Source organism: Streptomyces sp. NPDC048255, from assembly GCF_040652415.1.
Taxonomy (GTDB): Bacteria; Actinomycetota; Actinomycetes; order Streptomycetales; family Streptomycetaceae; genus Streptomyces.
Genome location: NZ_JBEZMA010000072.1, coordinates 14,734 through 31,754 on the forward strand (window position 1 = coordinate 14,734; position 17,021 = coordinate 31,754).

At 69.7% G+C, this 17,021-nt stretch carries 16 protein-coding genes and 1 pseudogene; 13 read left to right on the forward strand and 4 right to left on the reverse strand.

From position 1 onward, the window contains the following. Positions 1–98: 98 nt before the first annotated feature. Together AB0D94_RS33410 and AB0D94_RS33415 are read right to left on the reverse strand one after the other, a co-directional pair. Positions 99–773 (reverse strand): response regulator transcription factor, encoded by a 675-nt coding sequence (locus AB0D94_RS33410; protein ID WP_362060018.1) that lies wholly within the window; start codon positions 771–773, stop codon positions 99–101. Positions 774–838: 65 nt separating this feature from the next. Then, positions 839–1,768, reverse strand: coding sequence for a RecB family exonuclease (locus tag AB0D94_RS33415; RefSeq protein ID WP_362060021.1), 930 nt, complete (start codon positions 1,766–1,768; stop codon positions 839–841). A gap of 232 nt (positions 1,769–2,000) precedes the next feature. On the opposite strand from AB0D94_RS33415, the gene AB0D94_RS33420 reads away from it, so the two are divergent. The 3 genes from AB0D94_RS33420 to AB0D94_RS33430 all read left to right on the forward strand — a co-directional run bounded on the left by AB0D94_RS33420 (position 2,001) and on the right by AB0D94_RS33430 (position 4,963). Then, positions 2,001–3,203 carry a site-2 protease family protein gene (locus AB0D94_RS33420; RefSeq protein WP_362060024.1) on the forward strand — a complete coding sequence of 401 codons (1,203 nt, stop codon included), beginning with the start codon at positions 2,001–2,003 and terminating at the stop codon, positions 3,201–3,203. Between the two features lie 18 nt (positions 3,204–3,221). Then, the gene (locus AB0D94_RS33425) at positions 3,222–4,145 is read left to right on the forward strand and encodes a tRNA (adenine-N1)-methyltransferase (protein WP_362060027.1); all 924 of its coding nucleotides are present in this window, start codon (positions 3,222–3,224) and stop codon (positions 4,143–4,145) included. Between the two features lie 302 nt (positions 4,146–4,447). Next, the gene (locus tag AB0D94_RS33430; RefSeq protein WP_362060061.1) at positions 4,448–4,963 is read left to right on the forward strand and encodes a hypothetical protein; all 516 of its coding nucleotides are present in this window, start codon (positions 4,448–4,450) and stop codon (positions 4,961–4,963) included. Positions 4,964–4,967: 4 nt separating this feature from the next. Here the strand turns inward: AB0D94_RS33430 and AB0D94_RS33435 are convergent, their stop codons facing one another. Next, on the reverse strand, positions 4,968–5,288 hold the full coding sequence (locus AB0D94_RS33435) for a ferredoxin (protein WP_362060030.1): 321 nt from the start codon (positions 5,286–5,288) through the stop codon (positions 4,968–4,970). Between the two features lie 264 nt (positions 5,289–5,552). Between AB0D94_RS33435 and arc the strand changes: the two genes are divergently transcribed. The 6 genes and pseudogenes from arc (at position 5,553) to prcA (ending at position 11,402) form a co-directional block, all read left to right on the forward strand. Beyond that, complete coding sequence (arc, locus tag AB0D94_RS33440; protein WP_362060033.1) at positions 5,553–7,319, forward strand: proteasome ATPase; 1,767 nt, start codon at positions 5,553–5,555, stop codon at positions 7,317–7,319. A gap of 249 nt (positions 7,320–7,568) precedes the next feature. Then, positions 7,569–9,080 (forward strand): depupylase/deamidase Dop, encoded by a 1,512-nt coding sequence (gene dop, locus AB0D94_RS33445; RefSeq protein WP_362060036.1) that lies wholly within the window; start codon positions 7,569–7,571, stop codon positions 9,078–9,080. A gap of 172 nt (positions 9,081–9,252) precedes the next feature. Next, positions 9,253–9,465 carry a ubiquitin-like protein Pup gene (locus AB0D94_RS33450; RefSeq protein ID WP_030016348.1) on the forward strand — a complete coding sequence of 71 codons (213 nt, stop codon included), beginning with the start codon at positions 9,253–9,255 and terminating at the stop codon, positions 9,463–9,465. 158 nt (positions 9,466–9,623) lie between these two features. Beyond that, positions 9,624–9,800 (forward strand): annotated as a pseudogene (locus tag AB0D94_RS33455) (endonuclease domain-containing protein); the annotation flags it as partial. After that, entirely contained in the window at positions 9,752–10,591 is an 840-nt protein-coding gene (gene prcB, locus AB0D94_RS33460) for a proteasome subunit beta (RefSeq protein WP_362060040.1), read from the forward strand. The pseudogene AB0D94_RS33455 and the gene prcB, both read left to right, overlap by 49 nt. A 46-nt stretch (positions 10,592–10,637) precedes the next feature. Beyond that, positions 10,638–11,402 (forward strand): proteasome subunit alpha, encoded by a 765-nt coding sequence (gene prcA, locus AB0D94_RS33465; protein ID WP_362060044.1) that lies wholly within the window; start codon positions 10,638–10,640, stop codon positions 11,400–11,402. A gap of 80 nt (positions 11,403–11,482) precedes the next feature. Here prcA and AB0D94_RS33470 read toward each other — a convergent pair whose 3' ends face one another. Continuing rightward, positions 11,483–12,478, reverse strand: a complete 996-nt coding sequence (locus tag AB0D94_RS33470; RefSeq protein ID WP_362060049.1) for a LacI family DNA-binding transcriptional regulator — start codon at positions 12,476–12,478, stop codon at positions 11,483–11,485. A 157-nt stretch (positions 12,479–12,635) separates the two neighbouring features. Here AB0D94_RS33470 and AB0D94_RS33475 point away from each other — a divergent pair, with 157 nt between their 5' ends. The 4 genes from AB0D94_RS33475 (at position 12,636) to AB0D94_RS33490 (ending at position 16,882) form a co-directional block, all read left to right on the forward strand. Beyond that, entirely contained in the window at positions 12,636–13,898 is a 1,263-nt protein-coding gene (locus AB0D94_RS33475; RefSeq protein WP_362060053.1) for an MFS transporter, read from the forward strand. A 129-nt stretch (positions 13,899–14,027) separates the two neighbouring features. Then, complete coding sequence (gene pafA / locus AB0D94_RS33480) at positions 14,028–15,389, forward strand: Pup--protein ligase (RefSeq protein ID WP_031153848.1); 1,362 nt, start codon at positions 14,028–14,030, stop codon at positions 15,387–15,389. 127 nt (positions 15,390–15,516) lie between these two features. Next, positions 15,517–16,458: an FKBP-type peptidyl-prolyl cis-trans isomerase gene (locus tag AB0D94_RS33485; RefSeq protein WP_362060057.1), complete on the forward strand. Its 942-nt coding sequence runs from the start codon at positions 15,517–15,519 to the stop codon at positions 16,456–16,458. A 28-nt stretch (positions 16,459–16,486) separates the two neighbouring features. Next, positions 16,487–16,882: an FKBP-type peptidyl-prolyl cis-trans isomerase gene (locus tag AB0D94_RS33490; RefSeq protein WP_361947788.1), complete on the forward strand. Its 396-nt coding sequence runs from the start codon at positions 16,487–16,489 to the stop codon at positions 16,880–16,882. Positions 16,883–17,021: the final 139 nt, after the last annotated feature.

Here is a 17,021-nt window from a genome sequence, read left to right on the forward strand (position 1 = left end):
GCCCCGGCCGGACAACGGCCGGGGCTGCCGGCGTAGACAGGGCTGCCGGGTACGGGCGGGGCTCGGCGGTACGGGCGGGCTCGGAGGTACGGGCTGCGCTACTGCGGGGCGCCCGGGCGGACCAGGCCGCTCTCGTACGCGTACACCGCAGCCTGGACCCGGTCGCGCAGGCCCAGCTTCGTCAGCACGTGCCCCACATGCGTCTTGACCGTCGTCTCGCTCACGAACAGGTCCGCCGCGATCTCCGCGTTCGACAGGCCCCGGGCCACCAGCTTCAGCACCTCCACCTCGCGCTCGGTCAGCGTCCCCAGCGTGTCCGGGACGGTGTCCTCGCCCGACGGCAGATGACCGGCGTACTTGTCCAGCAGCCGCCGCGTGATGCTCGGCGCGAGCATCGCCTCGCCCGCCGCGACCACCCGGATCGCCTGCACCAGCTCATTGGCCGGCGCGTCCTTCAGCAGGAACCCGCTCGCCCCCGCCCGCAGCGCCTCGACCACGTACTCGTCCAGGTCGAAGGTCGTCAGCACCAGCACCTTCGCCGGACCGTCCCGGCCCGGGCCGGTGATCTGCCGCGTCGCCTCGACCCCGTCCATGCGCGGCATCCGGATGTCCATCAGCACCACGTCGGGCTGCAACGCCCGGACCTGGTCCAGCGCCTGGAGGCCGTCACCGGCCTCACCGACCACCGCCAGCTCCTCCTCGGCCTCCAGGATCATCCGGAAGCCGGTGCGCAGCAGTGGCTGGTCGTCGACCAGCAGGACGCGGATGGCCACGGGGTCTACCTCGTATTCGTCGGACGGCTTCGGCGGACCCCGCCCATTCTGCCCTGGTCCGACGATCAGGAATCCGCCGGGAGCACCGCCCCGCCCTCGGGGGACGCGGCCGCGGCCTCCGCCTCCGCGCGCGGGACGATCACCAGGGGGTAGGCCGGGGGAGTCCCCCCGAACTCGGGGCAGACCGCCTGGTGATCACACCAGCCGCACAGCTTCGTCGGCCGCGGCCGCCACTCGCCCGTCTCCGTAGCCTCCCGGATCGCCTCCCACAGCGCCAGCAGCTTGCGCTCCACCCGCTCCAGATCCGCGATCACCGGGTCGTACGTCAGCACGTCCCCGCTGCCCAGGTACACCAGCTGCAACCGCCGCGGCACGACCTGCTTCAGCCGCCACACCACCAGCGCGTAGAACTTCATCTGGAACAGGGCGCCCTCGGCGTACTCCGGCCGCGGAGCCTTGCCCGTCTTGTAGTCGACGATCCGCACCTCACCCGTCGGCGCCACGTCCACCCGGTCGATGATCCCGCGCAGCCGCAGTCCCGACTCCAGCTCCGTCTCCACGAAGAACTCCCGCTCCACCGGCTCCAGCCGCGTCGGGTCCTCCAGCGTGAACCAGCGCTCCACCAGCGCCTCGGCCTCGGTCAGCCACCGCGCCAGGCCCGCTCCCTCGTCACCCTCCGGGAACAGCTCCGTCAGCTCCGGCTTCGCCTCCAGCAGCCGGTCCCACTGCCCCGGGACCAAGGCCTTCGCCCGCGGCGCCGTCCGCTCCGGCGCCGGATGGTCGAAGAGCCGCTCCAGCACCGCGTGCACCAGCGTCCCCCGCGTCGCCGCCGCACTCGGCTTCTCCGGCAGCTTGTCGATCACCCGGAACCGGTACAGGAGCGGGCACTGCATGAAGTCGCTCGCCCGCGAAGGGGACAGCGAAGTCGGCCGCACCGCACTCGGCACCGCGTCGGCATCGGCTTCACTCGGCACAGCACCCGGGCTCGTCGTCATGGACAAAACCCTACGGCCCACGACCGACAGCGCACGCATACCATCGACGCCGGGCACCCTCGCACTGCATGATCGGTGCATCACACCGCGCTACGGCGCAGCCGGAACCACACTGGAACCACAGGGGAACCACACTGGAACCGGACCCGCGGCCGAACCGACGCGGACCCGAACCGCACCAGAACCGCCGGCGGACCCGATCCGCCGGACACGCACCGAACGAAGGACAGCCGTGGCAGACACCGACGAAACCGGCGAGCGCGGAGGCCGGCGCTCCGGACCGGGCGGCGGACTCCTCATGGGCCGCCCCTTCGGCGTGCCCGTCTACGTCTCGCCCAGCTGGTTCCTCGTCGCCGCCCTCATCACCTGGGTCTTCGGCGACCAGCTCGACCGGGTCCTGCCCGACCTCGGTCCCGTCCGCTACCTCGTCTCCCTCTTCTTCGCCGTGGCCTTCTACGCCTCCGTCCTGGTCCACGAGCTCGCCCACACCGTCGCCGCCCTCCGCTTCAAACTCCCCGTACGCCGCATCCAGCTCCAGTTCTTCGGCGGCGTCTCCGAGATCGAGAAGGAATCCGAGACCCCCGGCCGCGAGTTCGTCCTCGCCTTCGTCGGCCCCCTGCTCTCCCTCCTCCTCGCCGGGGTCTTCTACCTCGGCATGAAGGCCGTCGACCCGGCGACCGTCCCCGGCGTCCTGCTCGCCGGCCTGATGATCTCCAACCTGCTCGTCGCGGCCTTCAACCTCCTCCCCGGCCTCCCCCTCGACGGCGGCCGCATGCTCCGCGCCGTCATCTGGGGCATCACCGGCAAGGCCATGACCGGCACCGTCGCCGCCGCCTGGATCGGCCGCGCCCTCGCCGTCGCCGTCCTCCTCGGCCTGCCCCTGCTCACCCACACCGGAGTCGTCGGCCCCAGCGGGGACATCGAGCGGTCCGGCATGGACACCGTCCTGGACGCCCTGCTCGCCGCGATCCTCGCCGCCATCATCTGGACCGGCGCCGGCAACAGCCTGCGCCTGGCCCGGCTGCGCGAACACCTCCCCGAACTGCGCGCCCGCGCCCTCACCCGCCGCGCCATCCCCGTGGAGAACGCCACCCCGCTCTCCGAAGCCCTGCGCCGCGCCAACGAGGCCGGAGCCCGCGCCCTCGTCGTCGTCGACGGCAACGGCGACCCCACCGCCATCGTGCGCGAGAGCGCCATCGCCTCCGTCCCCGAACACCGCCGCCCCTGGATCGCCGTCAGCACCCTCGCCCAGGACCTCACCGACGGCATGAAGGTTTCAGCGGAACTCACCGGCGAAGAACTCCTCGACCACCTGCGCACGCACCCCGCCACCGAATACCTCGTCCTCGAACCCGGCGGCGAGATCTACGGCGTCCTGTCCACCCTCGACGTCGAGAAGGCCTTCGTGAAGGCCATGGCGCGGCCCCAGTCCTGAAGCCAATACACTGGTCACATGTCCGAACCGACCGGTGCCGCCCGCCGACGCGGGCCCTTCGAGGTCGGGGACCAGGTTCAGCTCACCGACCCCAAGGGCCGCCACTACACGTTCACGCTCGAAGCCGGGAAGAATTTCCACACCCACAAGGGTTCCTTCCCGCACGACGAGCTGATCGGTGCCCCCGAGGGAAGCGTTGTCCGTACCACGGGCAACGTCGCCTACCTCGCGCTGCGTCCCCTGCTCCCCGACTATGTCCTGTCCATGCCCCGCGGCGCCGCCGTGGTCTACCCCAAGGACGCGGGCCAGATCCTGGCCTTCGCCGACATCTTCCCCGGCGCCCGCGTCGTGGAGGCAGGTGTGGGCTCCGGCTCCCTGAGCAGCTTCCTGCTGCGCGCCATCGGCGACCAGGGCATGCTCCACAGCTACGAGCGCCGCGCGGACTTCGCCGAGATCGCCACCGCCAACGTCGAGCGGTACTTCGGCGGCCCGCACCCCGCGTGGCAGCTGACCGTGGGCGACCTCCAGGACAACCTGTCCGACACAGACGTCGACCGCGTGATCCTCGACATGCTCGCCCCCTGGGAGTGCCTGGAGGCCGTCTCCAAGGCGCTGGTCCCCGGCGGCATCCTCTGCTGCTACGTGGCCACCACCACGCAGCTCGCCCGCACCGTCGAATCCATCCGCGAGTTCGGCTGCTACGCCGAGCCGCAGCCCTGGGAATCGATGATCCGCAACTGGCACGTCGAGGGCCTGGCCGTCCGCCCGGACCACCGGATGATCGGCCACACCGGCTTCCTCGTCACCGCACGCCGCCTCGCGGACGGCGTCGAGCCCCCGATGCGCCGCCGCCGCCCCGCCAAGGGCGCGTACGGCGAGGACTACGACGGCCCGGGCAGCCAGTCCGGCGGCTCCGGCGACCGTACGGGCGACCGCGGCTGACCCGCGGGCTCAACACATAGGCGCTGTGGCGCAGTTCCCCCGAAGATCCGGGAACTGCGCCACAGCGCCTTTTCGTTGTCCTGACGACCGGCTCCCGCCGCCGCCCGGACGCCCGCCGGGCCCACCACCCGGACCCGCCCGTTCCACCTCGGTGTGAGGTGTGGCACGATGCTGGCTCCCCGTCACCCTTCACACAGGAGACACCCCGCGTGCCGCACAGCACCGCCGAGCCGGCCCCGGTACCGGAAGACCTGGCGCACAGCAGCACCAGGCCCCTCCACTGGCTCGCCACGGCCACCGCCATGGCCGCCGTCATAGCCGCCGCGGGACTCGTCCAGCCGGCCACCGGCACGCCCGCGGAGGAACCGGCCCCGAACGGCCCCCAGGCCGCCGCGCCGGACACTCCCGCCGCCCCCGACGCGGCCGGGATCACCTACCCCCTGGACTGCAAGGGCGCCCCGCAGAAGGTCACCGCCACCGCCCAGGGCGACCTCGACGGTGACGGCCGCCCCGAGACGGTGGCCGCGGTCCGCTGCGACGCCGGCTCCGGGACCCCGCCCCACGCGATCTACGTCCTCGTCCGCGACCAGGGCCAGGACGCCCGCCCCAGAGTCGTCGCAACACTGCTCGAAGCCGCCCGGAGGCAGACCGCGACCGAGCTCACCGTGCGCGACGGCGTCGTCACGGCCAGCCTCCTCGGCTACTCCTCGCCCGAGGTGCCCCGCTACAGCCCCGACACGAAACAGCTCGCCAAGTGGCGCTGGAGCGGCGGAAAATTCCGCCAGGAGCTGACGGACTCGGCCGCCAGGAGTGTTTGAGGCGTCACTGCGCGTCGGGACCGAAGACTTCCACCCTGTCCGAAACACGCCGCACGTGGATGCAGTCGCCCGGACATTCCTTGGCCGAATCGACCACGTCCTGGAGCAGCGGCAGCGGAACCGGAGTGCTGGCCCCCGCGTCCTGGAGGAGCTCGTCGTCCGCGCTCTTCACGTACGCCAGACCGTCGATGTCCAGCTCGAACACCTCCGGCGCGTACTGCACGCAGATCCCGTCCCCGGTGCAGAGGTCCTGATCGATCCACACCTCGAGCGGCTCGCCGGCCTCGCCCGCACCGCCCGTCGGAGCCTCCTGCTGCACGGTCATATCTCCTGCCGTTTCCTGCGCTGAGTGATCCATCCCAGTCACAACTCGCAGCAAGTCGCACGAGCCCTGACGGGTGTTGAACACTTCGACCTTACAACCGGCCGCTTCCCGAGTTTGATGGGTGGGTATTTCCTTGGCGTGAGGGAGTACGCAAGGGTGAAGATCGGACACACCCCTACCGTCTTTGTGATCTAGGGGTTTCAATCACCACCAGCCCAGGTAGGGTCAGGAAGCGTCCAGCTCCCCTTGGAGGAGGTGAGGACCGTGGCAGCCCACGACGACGACATCAACCGCGGCATCCGGCCCGGGCGAGGGTCTGAGGACCCCGCCGGCCAGGTTGCCTATCTCGAGCAGGAAATCGCCGTCCTGCGACGTAAGCTCGCCGACTCTCCGCGACACACGAGGATTCTCGAAGAGCGGATCGTCGAGCTGCAGACAAATCTCGCAGGCGTCTCCGCTCAGAACGAACGACTGGCGAATACCCTCCGTGAGGCCCGCGACCAGATCGTGGCACTCAAGGAAGAAGTCGACCGGCTCGCCCAGCCGCCGGCCGGTTTCGGTGTCTTCCTGCAGGCGAACGAGGACGGCACCGTCGACATCTTCACCGGAGGCCGAAAGCTCCGCGTGAACGTCAGCCCCAGCGTCGACCCGGAAGACCTCCGGCGCGGCCAGGAGGTCATGCTCAACGAGGCCCTCAACGTGGTCGAGGCCATGGAGTACGAGCGGGCCGGGGACATCGTCACCCTCAAGGAGATCCTCGAGGACGGCGAGCGCGCCCTGGTGGTCGGGCACACCGACGAGGAAAGGGTGGTGAGGCTCGCCGAGCCGCTCCTGGACATCACCATCCGCCCCGGCGACGCCCTGCTGCTCGAACCCCGCTCCGGCTACGTCTACGAGGTGGTCCCCAAGAGCGAGGTCGAGGACCTCGTCCTCGAAGAGGTCCCCGACATCGACTACGACAAGATCGGCGGCCTGGGCGACCAGATCGAGCTGATCCGCGACGCGGTCGAGCTCCCGTACCTCTACCCGGACCTGTTCAAGGAGCACGAACTGCGGCCCCCGAAGGGCATCCTGCTCTACGGTCCGCCCGGCTGCGGCAAGACGCTCATCGCCAAGGCCGTCGCCAACTCCCTTGCCAAGAAGGTCGCCGAGGTGACCGGCCAGGCCCAGGGGAAGTCGTACTTCCTGAACATCAAGGGCCCTGAGCTCCTCAACAAGTACGTCGGCGAGACCGAGCGGCACATCCGCCTCGTCTTCCAGCGTGCCCGGGAGAAGGCGAGCGAGGGCACCCCCGTCATCGTCTTCTTCGACGAGATGGAGTCGCTCTTCCGCACCCGCGGATCCGGTGTCAGCTCGGACGTGGAGAACACGATCGTCCCGCAGCTGCTCGCCGAGATCGACGGCGTGGAGGGCCTGGAGAACGTCATCGTCATCGGCGCCTCCAACCGCGAGGACATGATCGACCCGGCCATCCTGCGGCCCGGCCGCCTCGATGTGAAGATCAAGATCGAGCGTCCGGACGCCGAGGCCGCGAAGGACATCTTCGCGAAGTACCTGAAGGCCACGCTGCCCCTGCACACGGACGACCTGTCCGAGCACCAGGACTCGCGGCCCGGCACCGTCCACAGCATGATCCAGACCGTCGTCGAGCAGATGTACGCTGAAACCGAGGAAAATCGCTTCCTTGAGGTCACGTACGCCAACGGCGACAAGGAAGTCCTCTACTTCAAGGACTTCAACTCGGGCGCGATGATCCAGAACATCGTGGACCGTGCGAAGAAGATGGCCATCAAGGCCTTCCTCGAGCACAACCAGAAGGGTCTGCGCGTCTCCCACCTCCTCCAGGCTTGCGTGGACGAGTTCAAGGAGAACGAGGACCTGCCCAACACCACCAACCCCGACGACTGGGCCCGGATCTCCGGAAAGAAGGGCGAGCGGATCGTATTCATCCGCACCCTCGTCACCGGAAAGCAGGGCGCGGACACCGGACGCTCCATCGACACGGTGGCAAACACCGGTCAGTACCTCTGACGAAGCGGAGCGGCTGCGGATGCCCTCCAGGGCATCCGCAGCCGACTGCTTTACCGACTGCATTTCAGCCGGTGACAGCGCGAAGTCAATGACTGAAATGATCTCCCCACCAGCGCGTGGTGGTTCTAGGCTCTTCCGTACCGCCTCATCCGCAGTGCGGGGACGGACACCGCACAGCACACGCACCGGAGCACCAGCGGTACTTGAGCGCCGCTCCGAACAGGAGCTCCGCCGGGCAAGGAGGGCCGCATGACCGTACGGCGAGTAATGGGAATCGAGACGGAGTACGGGATCTCCGTTCCGGGGCACCCGAACGCCAATGCCATGCTCACCTCGTCCCAGATCGTCAACGCCTACGCGGCGGCGATGCACCGGGCGCGACGCGCCCGCTGGGACTTCGAGGAGGAGAACCCGCTGCGGGACGCCCGCGGCTTCGACCTCGCCCGCGAGGCCGCCGACAACAGCCAGCTGACCGACGAGGACATCGGCCTGGCCAACGTGATCCTGACCAACGGCGCACGGCTCTACGTCGACCACGCGCACCCCGAGTACAGCTCCCCGGAGATCACCAATCCGCTGGACGCCGTGCTCTGGGACAAGGCCGGCGAGCGGATCATGGCCGAGGCGGCCGTACGGGCGGCCCAGCTGCCCGGAGCCCAGCCGATCCACCTCTACAAGAACAACACCGACAACAAGGGCGCCTCCTACGGCACGCACGAGAACTACCTGATGAAGCGGGAGACCCCCTTCTCGGACATCGTGCGCCACCTGACCCCCTTCTTCGTCTCGCGGCAGGTCGTCACCGGTGCGGGGCGCGTGGGCATCGGCCAGGACGGGCGCGAGCACGGCTTCCAGATCAGTCAGCGGGCGGACTACTTCGAGGTCGAGGTCGGCCTGGAGACGACGCTCAAGCGGCCGATCATCAACACCCGCGACGAGCCCCACTCGGACGCCGAGAAGTACCGCCGCCTGCACGTGATCATCGGCGACGCGAACCTGTCCGAGATCTCCACGTACCTCAAGCTCGGCACGACCGCCCTGGTCCTGTCCATGATCGAGGACGCGTTCATCAACGTCGACCTGGCCGTCGACCAGCCGGTACGCACCCTGCACCAGGTCTCGCACGACCCGGGCCTGAAGCACCTGATCACGCTCCGCAGCGGCCGCACACTGACCGCCGTGCAACTTCAGATGGAGTACTTCGAGCTGGCCAGGAAGTACGTGGACGAGCGCTTCGGGTCCGACGCTGACGAGCAGACCAAGGACGTCCTCGCTCGGTGGGAGGACGTCCTGGGCCGGCTGGAGACCGATCCGATGAGCCTGTCTGGGGAGCTGGACTGGATCGCCAAAAGGGAGATCCTGGAGGGCTACCGCAGGCGCGACGGACTCGACTGGGACGCGGCGCGGCTGCACCTGGTGGACCTCCAGTACGCGGACGTACGGCCCGAGAAGGGCCTGTACAACCGCCTGGTGGCCCGCGGCAAGATGAAGAGGCTGGTGGCCGAGCCGGACGTGGAGCGGGCGCAGAGCAAGCCTCCGGAGGACACCCGGGCGTACTTCCGCGGCCGCTGCCTGGAGCAGTACGCGGACGATGTGGCGGCGGCCTCCTGGGACTCGGTGATCTTCGACCTCCCGGGGCACGACTCGCTCCAGCGCGTTCCGACTCTGGAGCCGCTGCGGGGCACGCGGGCCCACGTGAAGGAGCTCCTGGACCGCTGCCGCACGGCGGAGGACCTGGTGCGGGTGCTTTCGGGGCGCTGAACGGGGCTGAAAGGCCTCCGGTCCGGGAATCATGAGAGGAAGCCGGACTTACGAAAGTGCGGGGACGAATGTCGGACCCTCCTTGTAGGGTCCGACATAGGGTCTGATCTTGAGGGATCCCGATCCGGGGTCTCTCTGTGTGAGCGTGCGAACCGAGCGGGGTGAGGTAGACATGGCGACCAAGGACACCGGCGGCGGACAGCAGAAGGCGACGCGCTCGACCGAGGAGGTCGAGGAGGCGGCGGTCGAGGAATCGACCGACCTCAAGGAGCGCCAGGAGAAGCTCTCCGACGACGTCGACTCCGTACTTGACGAGATTGACGATGTCCTAGAGGAGAACGCAGAGGACTTCGTTCGGAGTTTCGTGCAAAAGGGTGGCCAGTAGGCCGTTCTGCCTTCGAATCGAAGGTTGCCCGCCGAGGCGGGGTCGGGCCGGGTCCGCGCCGGAGCGTAGGGCGCCGGGCAGGCCGGCCCCGTCGGGCGGACGCGTCGAAGTCCCGTCGGCCCGGTGCCGATTGCCACACAGCCCGCACGGTCGGGCAGGTGGATAACGATCATCAGACGGGTAGGGTCCGAGGCGTACTGTGCTTCAGCTGTCACGCAGCCTTGGGGCAGTTCAAGGATCGGCCGGACGTCATACGGCGTGCAGCCGCTTACGTGGAAGGAAACCTGTGGAACCCAACACTCGTAGCACAGGGCGTCTACCGGCAGCCTTCCTGACGCCGGGGTCGTCGTCCTTCATGGACTTCCTGGGCTCGCACTCGCCCGAGATGCTGCCCGGCAACCGCAAGCTGCCGGAGGGCGTCGTCGAGGCGCCGCACGGGACGACCATCGTGGCCGCCACCTTCCCCGGCGGGGTCGTGCTCGCCGGTGACCGGCGGGCGACCATGGGGAACATGATCGCGCAGCGGGACATCGAGAAGGTGTTCCCGGCCGACGAGTACTCCGCGGTGGGCATCGCCGGTACGGCCGGCCTGGCCGTGGAGATGGTCAAGCTGTTCCAGCTGGAGCTGGAGCACTTCGAGAAGGTGGAGGGGGCGACCCTCTCCCTGGAGGGCAAGGCGAACCGGCTCTCCACCATGATCCGGAGCAATCTGGGCATGGCCATGCAGGGCCTGGCCGTGGTCCCGCTCTTCGCGGGGTACGACGAGGCCAAGGAGAAGGGCCGGATCTTCTCCTACGACGTGACCGGCGGCCGCTCCGAGGAGCACGGCTTCGCCGCCACCGGATCCGGTTCGATCTTCGCGCGCGGTTCCATGAAGAAGCTGTACCGCGACGACCTGACGGAGCAGCAGGCCACCACCCTGGTCGTGCAGGCCCTGTACGACGCCGCCGACGACGACTCGGCGACCGGTGGCCCGGACCTGTACCGCCGGATCTTCCCGATCGTCACCGTCATCACCGACGAGGGCTTCCGCAGGCTCAGCGAGGAGGAGTCCTCGGAGCTCGCGCGGGCCATCACCGAGCGGCGCATGGAGCAGCCCGACGGGCCGCGCGCGGCCCTGCTCTGACCACTCCTCGTCTCCTCGTCGCCCAGAAGAAAGGGACGGACAGCCGGTGTCGACTCCGTTCTATGTGTCACCCCAGCAGGCCATGGCCGACCGGGCGGAATACGCCCGCAAGGGCATCGCCCGCGGTCGCAGCCTTGTCGTGCTGCAGTACGCCGACGGCATCGTGTTCGTCGGCGAGAACCCCTCCCGTGCGCTGCACAAGTTCAGCGAGATCTACGACCGGATCGGCTTCGCGGCCGCCGGCAAGTACAACGAGTACGAGAACCTGCGGATCGGCGGCGTGCGGTACGCGGATCTGCGCGGCTACACCTACGACCGTGACGATGTGACGGCCCGTGGGCTGGCGAACGTCTACGCCCAGACGCTCGGCACCATCTTCTCCTCGGCCGGTGAGAAGCCGTACGAGGTGGAGCTGGTGGTGGCGGAGGTCGGGGCGACCGCGGCCGGCGACCAGATCTACCGCCTTCCGCACGACGGGTCGATCGTGGACGAGCACGGCTCGGTCGCCGTCGGCGGGAACTCCGAGCAGATCGGCACGTTCCTGGACCAGCGCCACCAGGACGGGATGACCCTGTCGGAGGCGCTGAAGCTGGCGGTGCAGGCGCTGTCCAGCCAGGCCAACGGTGCCGACAAGACGATCCCGGCGGAGCGTCTCGAGGTGGCGGTGCTGGACCGGACGCGGGCGCAGCAGCGGAAGTTCAAGCGGATCCGGGGCCGGCAGTTGTCGCGGCTGCTGGAGGCCGATGTTCCGGCGGCGGCGCAGGCCGATGCCGTGTCGAACGACGAGGCGCCCGACGAGGACGCCGAGTAGGAGCAGAGCAGGAGCCGAGCAGGGCTCGTGTGCGAGGTGCCCCGGTCCGCCCGTGAGGGTGGGCCGGGGCATTTCCGCGTTCAGGCGGGGGCGGGGCCGGTGGAGTCGCGGGTGACGAGTTCGACGGGGAGGTCGGGGGCGGTCCAGGCGGCGCCGTCGAGGACGGCGAGGAGGGCGGTCATGCCCTGTTCGCCGACGCGCTCGGCGGGGAGGCGGACGGTGGTGAGCTCGGGTTCGACGGCGGTGGCCAGGGCGAGGTCGTCGAAGCCGGTGACGGAGAGGTCCTCGGGGACGCGCAGGCCCAGGCGCCGGGCGGCCTTGCAGGCGCCGGCGGCGAGGATGTCGTCGTCGCAGACGATGGCGGTGGGCCGGTCCTGGGGGGCGGCCAGGGCGGCTTCCATGGCCGTCCGGGCGGCGTCGACGGTGAGGGCGGCCCGTACGGTGCGCAGCGCGGCGTGGGGCTCCAGGAGGGCGGCCAGGGCTTCGGCGCGGATCCGGAAGGTCCAGGAGTCGACGGCGGAGGCGAGGTGGAGGAAGCGGCGGTGGCCTAGGGCCAGGAGGTGTTCGGTGACCTGGCGCATGCCGTCGGCCATGGCGAGGTTGACGTGGGCGGCGGCGGTCGTGGCGGCGGGGTCGCTGTCGAGCATGACGAGGGGGAGTCCGTCGCCGCCGAGGGCGTCGAGGGCCTGGGCGGCCATGGAGGAGGCGATGACTCCGTCGAGGGCGGCGCGGGCGGAGGCGAAGGGGTCGCGGGCGGGGCCGGTGCCGTCGGGGGAGGGGTAGAGGACGACGCCGAATCCGTGTTCGGCGGCGACGCGGGCCGCGCCGGTGTAGACGCGGGCGAAGAACTCGTTGGTGAGGGCGGGGACGACGAGCAGGGCGGTGCGGGTGTGGCCGAGGCGGAGGTTGCGGGCGGCGAGGTTGGGGCGGTAGCCGAGGCCGGTGGCGGTCTCGCGGACGAGGGCGGCGGTGCGTTCGGAGACGCGGCCGCGCCATTTGCCGCCGAGGACGAGGGAGACGGTGGCCTGGGAGACTCCGGCGGCGGCGGCCACGTCGCGGCTGGTGGGTCTCGTCACAGGGGTGCTCCTGGCGTGTTGGTTTTCTGGGGTGCGGGTGCCGGCCGGGTCCGAGGGGGTGTCTCGTGTGTGGACGGGCGGAGTGTGGCCATGGTACGTATGACTCCGTCAAGTTATACGTATTACCCCGGTGGGAGCCGGGCAGGAGGGGGCCGACATGGCCGCGGGATACGCGGAGCTGCTCCGGACCCGGCACGCCGCGAGGCTGCTGGTGGGCACGCTCATAGGCCGGCTGCCGAACGGCACCGCACCGATCGCGATCGTGCTGTTCACCCGCGCCGAGGGCGGCAGCTACAGCCTCGCGGGGGCGCTGGCCGCCGTGTACGGGCTGGCCAACGCGGTGGGTCAGCCGCTGCTGGGCCGGGCCGTGGACCTGTACGGGCAGCCCAGGGTGCAGCTGCCGGCGGCCGTGGTCTCCGCGCTGGGGATGGTGTGGCTGGCGCTCGCGGGCACCGGCTCGGTGGCCGTCGCGTACGGGGCGGTCGTGGTGGCGGGGCTGTTCACGCCGCCGCTGGAGGGCGGTCTGCGGGCCCTGTGGCCGAGCGTGCTGGGCGGCCGCGAGGAGAAGGTGCACGCGGCGTACGCGATGGACGCGGTGGCCCAGGAGGTCATGTTCACGGTCGGTCCGCTGCTGGTGACGCTGTTCGTCTCGCTGTGGGACCCGGCCGCGGCCCTGCTCGTGATCAATGCCATCGGTGTGCTCGGGGCGCTGTCCGTCGTGGTCTGCGAGCCCTCCCGTACGTGGCGGTCGGCTCCGCGCGAGGCGCACTGGCTGGGCGCCCTGCGCTCGCGGGGCCTGCTGGCGCTGCTCGGCGCCTTCTTCTTCGTGGGGACGGCGCTGGGGTCCATCACGGTGGCGGGCGTGGCGTACGCGGACGACCACGGCCGGCAGGCGGTGTACGGCTGGCTGATGGCGGCGCTGGGGCTCGGCGCGCTGGTCGGCGGTGTGGTCTACGGCGCCCGGCAGTGGTCCGGCGCGCCCGAGCGGCGGCTGCGGATGCTGGTCGCCCTCCTCGCGGTGTGCTACCTGCCGCTGATGCTGACACCGGGTCCGGTGGCGATGACGGCGCTGACCGCGCTGGCCGGTGTGTTCCTGGCGCCGGCCATCGCGTGCGCGTTCATCGTCGTGGACCGGCACGCTCCGGCGGGCACGGTGACGGAGGCGTTCTCCTGGCTGGTCACCTTCTTCGGGGTGGGCGCCGCGATCGGTACCGCGGCGGCGGGACCGGCCGTGGAGCTGGGCGGTACGGCGGCGAGCTTCGGGGTGGCGAGCATTGCGGGAGCCGCGGCGCTGCTGGTCCTGACGGTCACTCAGCGGGCGCTGGCGGCCCCGGGCCGGGGCCGGGAGGTGGCGGGTTCGGCCGGGAAGGCGCCGGAGGGCTCGGACGGCGCGGTGTCCGAGGTCCCGTCGGCGGGCTGACATATGGGCTGAACGGCGGCTGGACGGTGGTCCCTTTCGCGGGCTCGCGCGGGCCGTGCGCCGGGAACTGATCGCAACGGCATGGGCGAACCCGGTTTCAGAAGAGGGCAGAAGGCGTAATGTTCAGTCATGGACCGCCGCATTTTCGGGCTGGAGAACGAGTACGGCGTCACGTGCACGTTCAGGGGACAGCGCCGACTGTCTCCTGACGAAGTGGCGCGCTACCTCTTCCGCCGTGTTGTGTCATGGGGCCGCAGCAGCAATGTCTTCCTGCGGAACGGCGCCCGCCTCTACCTCGACGTGGGTTCGCATCCGGAATATGCAACTCCCGAATGCGACAACGTGACGGAACTCGTCACGCACGACAAGGCGGGCGAGCGCATTCTCGAAGGCCTGCTCGTCGACGCCGAACGCCGCCTGCACGAGGAGGGAATCGCGGGCGACGTCTATCTCTTCAAGAACAACACCGACTCGGCGGGCAACTCGTACGGCTGCCACGAGAACTATCTGGTGGCCCGGCACGGGGAATTCTCCCGCCTGGCGGACATCCTCATTCCGTTCCTCGTCACGCGGCAGCTGATCTGCGGCGCGGGCAAGGTGCTCCAGACCCCCCGGGGTGCGGTGTACTGCGTCAGCCAGCGGGCCGAGCACATCTGGGAGGGCGTCAGTTCCGCGACGACCCGTTCCCGCCCGATCATCAACACCCGGGACGAGCCGCACGCGGACGCCGAGCGCTACCGGCGGCTCCACGTCATCGTCGGGGACTCGAACATGTCCGAGACGACCATGCTGCTGAAGGTCGGGGCCACCGACCTGGTGCTGCGCATGATCGAGGCGGGCACGGTGATGCGGGACCTGACCCTGGAGAACCCGATCCGGGCGATCCGTGAGGTCAGTCACGACATCACCGGTCAGCGCAAGGTGCGCCTCGCCAGCGGCCGGGAGGCCTCGGCGCTGGAGATCCAGCGGGAGTACTACGACAAGGCGGTGGACTTCGCCGAGCGCCGGGGCATCCGTACCGGCGTGGTGGACCAGGTGCTGGAGCTGTGGGGCCGCACGCTGGACGCGATCGACGCCGAGGACCTGGACCGGATCGGGACCGAGATCGACTGGGTCATGAAGTACCAGCTGATCGAGCGGTACCGCGGCAAGCACAACATGACGATGTCGAACCCGCGGGTGGCTCAGATAGACCTCGCCTACCACGACATCCACCGGCGGCGCGGGCTGTACTACCTCCTGGAGCGCAAGGGGCAGGCGGCGCGGATCTGCAACGACCTCAAGATCTTCGAGGGCAAGTCGGTGCCCCCGCAGACGACGAGGGCGCGGCTGCGCGGTGACTTCATCCGCCGGGCGCAGGAGCAGCGGCGGGACTTCACGGTCGACTGGGTGCACCTGAAGCTGAACGATCAGGCGCAGCGGACCGTGCTGTGCAAGGACCCGTTCCGGTCGGTGGACGACCGGGTGGAGAAGCTGATCGCCGGCATGTGAGGGCGCGGTGTGACGCCGCGCCGATGTTCTGATCTTGGCCAGGGGCCCCGTACGTCTCTCGTACGGGGCCCTGCGCACGGCTTAGAGTGGCGGGCGACCGCCTTGCCGTCTGAGATCTGAGGAACCCGTGCGCCGACTTGCCGGCCTGCTTGTCGTACCCCTTCTGCTGCTGTCGACAGCGGCTTGTGGCGATGACAGCGGCTCCGACTCCGCCCAGATGAAGAACGGGGCGCCCGCGATCACCACGGGTGCCAAGTTCGGGGAGAAGCCCACCCTGTCGAAGGGCAAGGGCGAACCGCCGAAGGAGCTGAAGGTGGTGACCATCAGCGAGGGCGACGGCCCGGTGCTGAAGAAGGGCGACGTCGCCCAGGTCAACTACTACGGCCAGGTGTGGGACGGCAAGGAGCCGTTCGACGAGAGCTTCAGCAAGGCCAAGACCTTCGACGTGAGCATCGGCGCCGGCATGGTCATCAAGGGCTGGGACCAGGGCCTGGAGGGCCAGAAGGTCGGCAGCCGCGTCGAGCTGGTGATCCCGCCGGAGCTCGGTTACGGCGCGCAGGGCTCCGGCGAGAAGATCAAGGCGAACGCCACGCTGGTCTTCGTCGTGGACATCGTCAAGGGCGCCTCCGTCCCGGCCTCGGCCACGGGCAAGGAGGTCGCGCAGGACAACAAGGACCTGCCGAAGGTCGGTACGAACACGGACGGCAAGGAGCCCTCCGTGACCGTTCCGAAGGACACCGCCGAGCCGGCCAAGCTGGTCGCGAACTACATCCTGGAAGGTGACGGCGCGGTCGTGAAGGACGTCGACCAGGTCGTCGTCAAGTTCAACGGCAAGACCTGGAAGGACGACAAGTCCTTCGAGAGCACGTACACCAGCGACGCGACGGTCATCTGGCCGATGGACCAGCTCTCGGTCAAGGGCCTGAAGGAAGGCATCATCGGCAAGAAGGTCGGCAGCCGCGTCCTGCTGGTCATCCCGCCGGACATGGGCTTCGGCGACAAGGAGCAGGGGAGCATCCCGGCCAAGTCCACGCTGGTCTTCAGCCTCGACATCCTCGCGGTGATGTAAGACTGTTCCGGTTGGCCGTTTCGTACGTATGAGGAGCAGTTCCGTGAGCGACAAGCTCGAGAAGCCCGAGATCGACTTCCCGGAGGGTCCGGTTCCGACCGACCTGGTCAAGGAGGACATCTGGCTGGGCGACGGCGCCGAGGCCAAGGCCGGCGACCGGGTCTCGGTCCACTACGTGGGCGTGGCCTTCTCCACCGGTGAGGAGTTCGACGCCTCCTGGAACCGCGGTTCCGCGCTCCAGTTCCAGCTCGGTGTCGGCCAGGTCATCGCCGGATGGGACCAGGGCGTCCAGGGCATGAAGGTCGGCGGCCGTCGCAAGCTGACGATCCCGGCCCACCTCGCCTACGGTGACCGCGGCGCGGGCGGCGCGATCGCCCCGGGCGAGACGCTGATCTTCGTCTGCGACCTGGTGAAGGTCGGCTGATCCGGACATCCGCGATCAGTGGAGGGGCCCCCGCCGTCCGGCGGGGGACCGCACCGCCGTCCCCGACGTGGACCGCGGGCTGCCCCGCCAGCTCCTCGGCTTCTGCGCCGTCGGGGCGCTGTCCACCCTGCTCTACCTG

Coding starts and splice junctions, on each gene's coding strand:
- AB0D94_RS33415 (WP_362060021.1), bottom strand. CDS start 1,768: ATGACGACGAGCCCGGGTGCTGTGCCGAGTGAAGCCGATGCCGACGCG.
- AB0D94_RS33425 (WP_362060027.1), top strand. CDS start 3,222: ATGTCCGAACCGACCGGTGCCGCCCGCCGACGCGGGCCCTTCGAGGTC.
- AB0D94_RS33430 (WP_362060061.1), top strand. CDS start 4,448: ATGGCCGCCGTCATAGCCGCCGCGGGACTCGTCCAGCCGGCCACCGGC.
- AB0D94_RS33435 (WP_362060030.1), bottom strand. CDS start 5,288: ATGACCGTGCAGCAGGAGGCTCCGACGGGCGGTGCGGGCGAGGCCGGC.
- dop (WP_362060036.1), top strand. CDS start 7,569: ATGACCGTACGGCGAGTAATGGGAATCGAGACGGAGTACGGGATCTCC.
- AB0D94_RS33450 (WP_030016348.1), top strand. CDS start 9,253: ATGGCGACCAAGGACACCGGCGGCGGACAGCAGAAGGCGACGCGCTCG.
- AB0D94_RS33475 (WP_362060053.1), top strand. CDS start 12,636: ATGGCCGCGGGATACGCGGAGCTGCTCCGGACCCGGCACGCCGCGAGG.
- pafA (WP_031153848.1), top strand. CDS start 14,028: ATGGACCGCCGCATTTTCGGGCTGGAGAACGAGTACGGCGTCACGTGC.
- AB0D94_RS33490 (WP_361947788.1), top strand. CDS start 16,487: ATGAGGAGCAGTTCCGTGAGCGACAAGCTCGAGAAGCCCGAGATCGAC.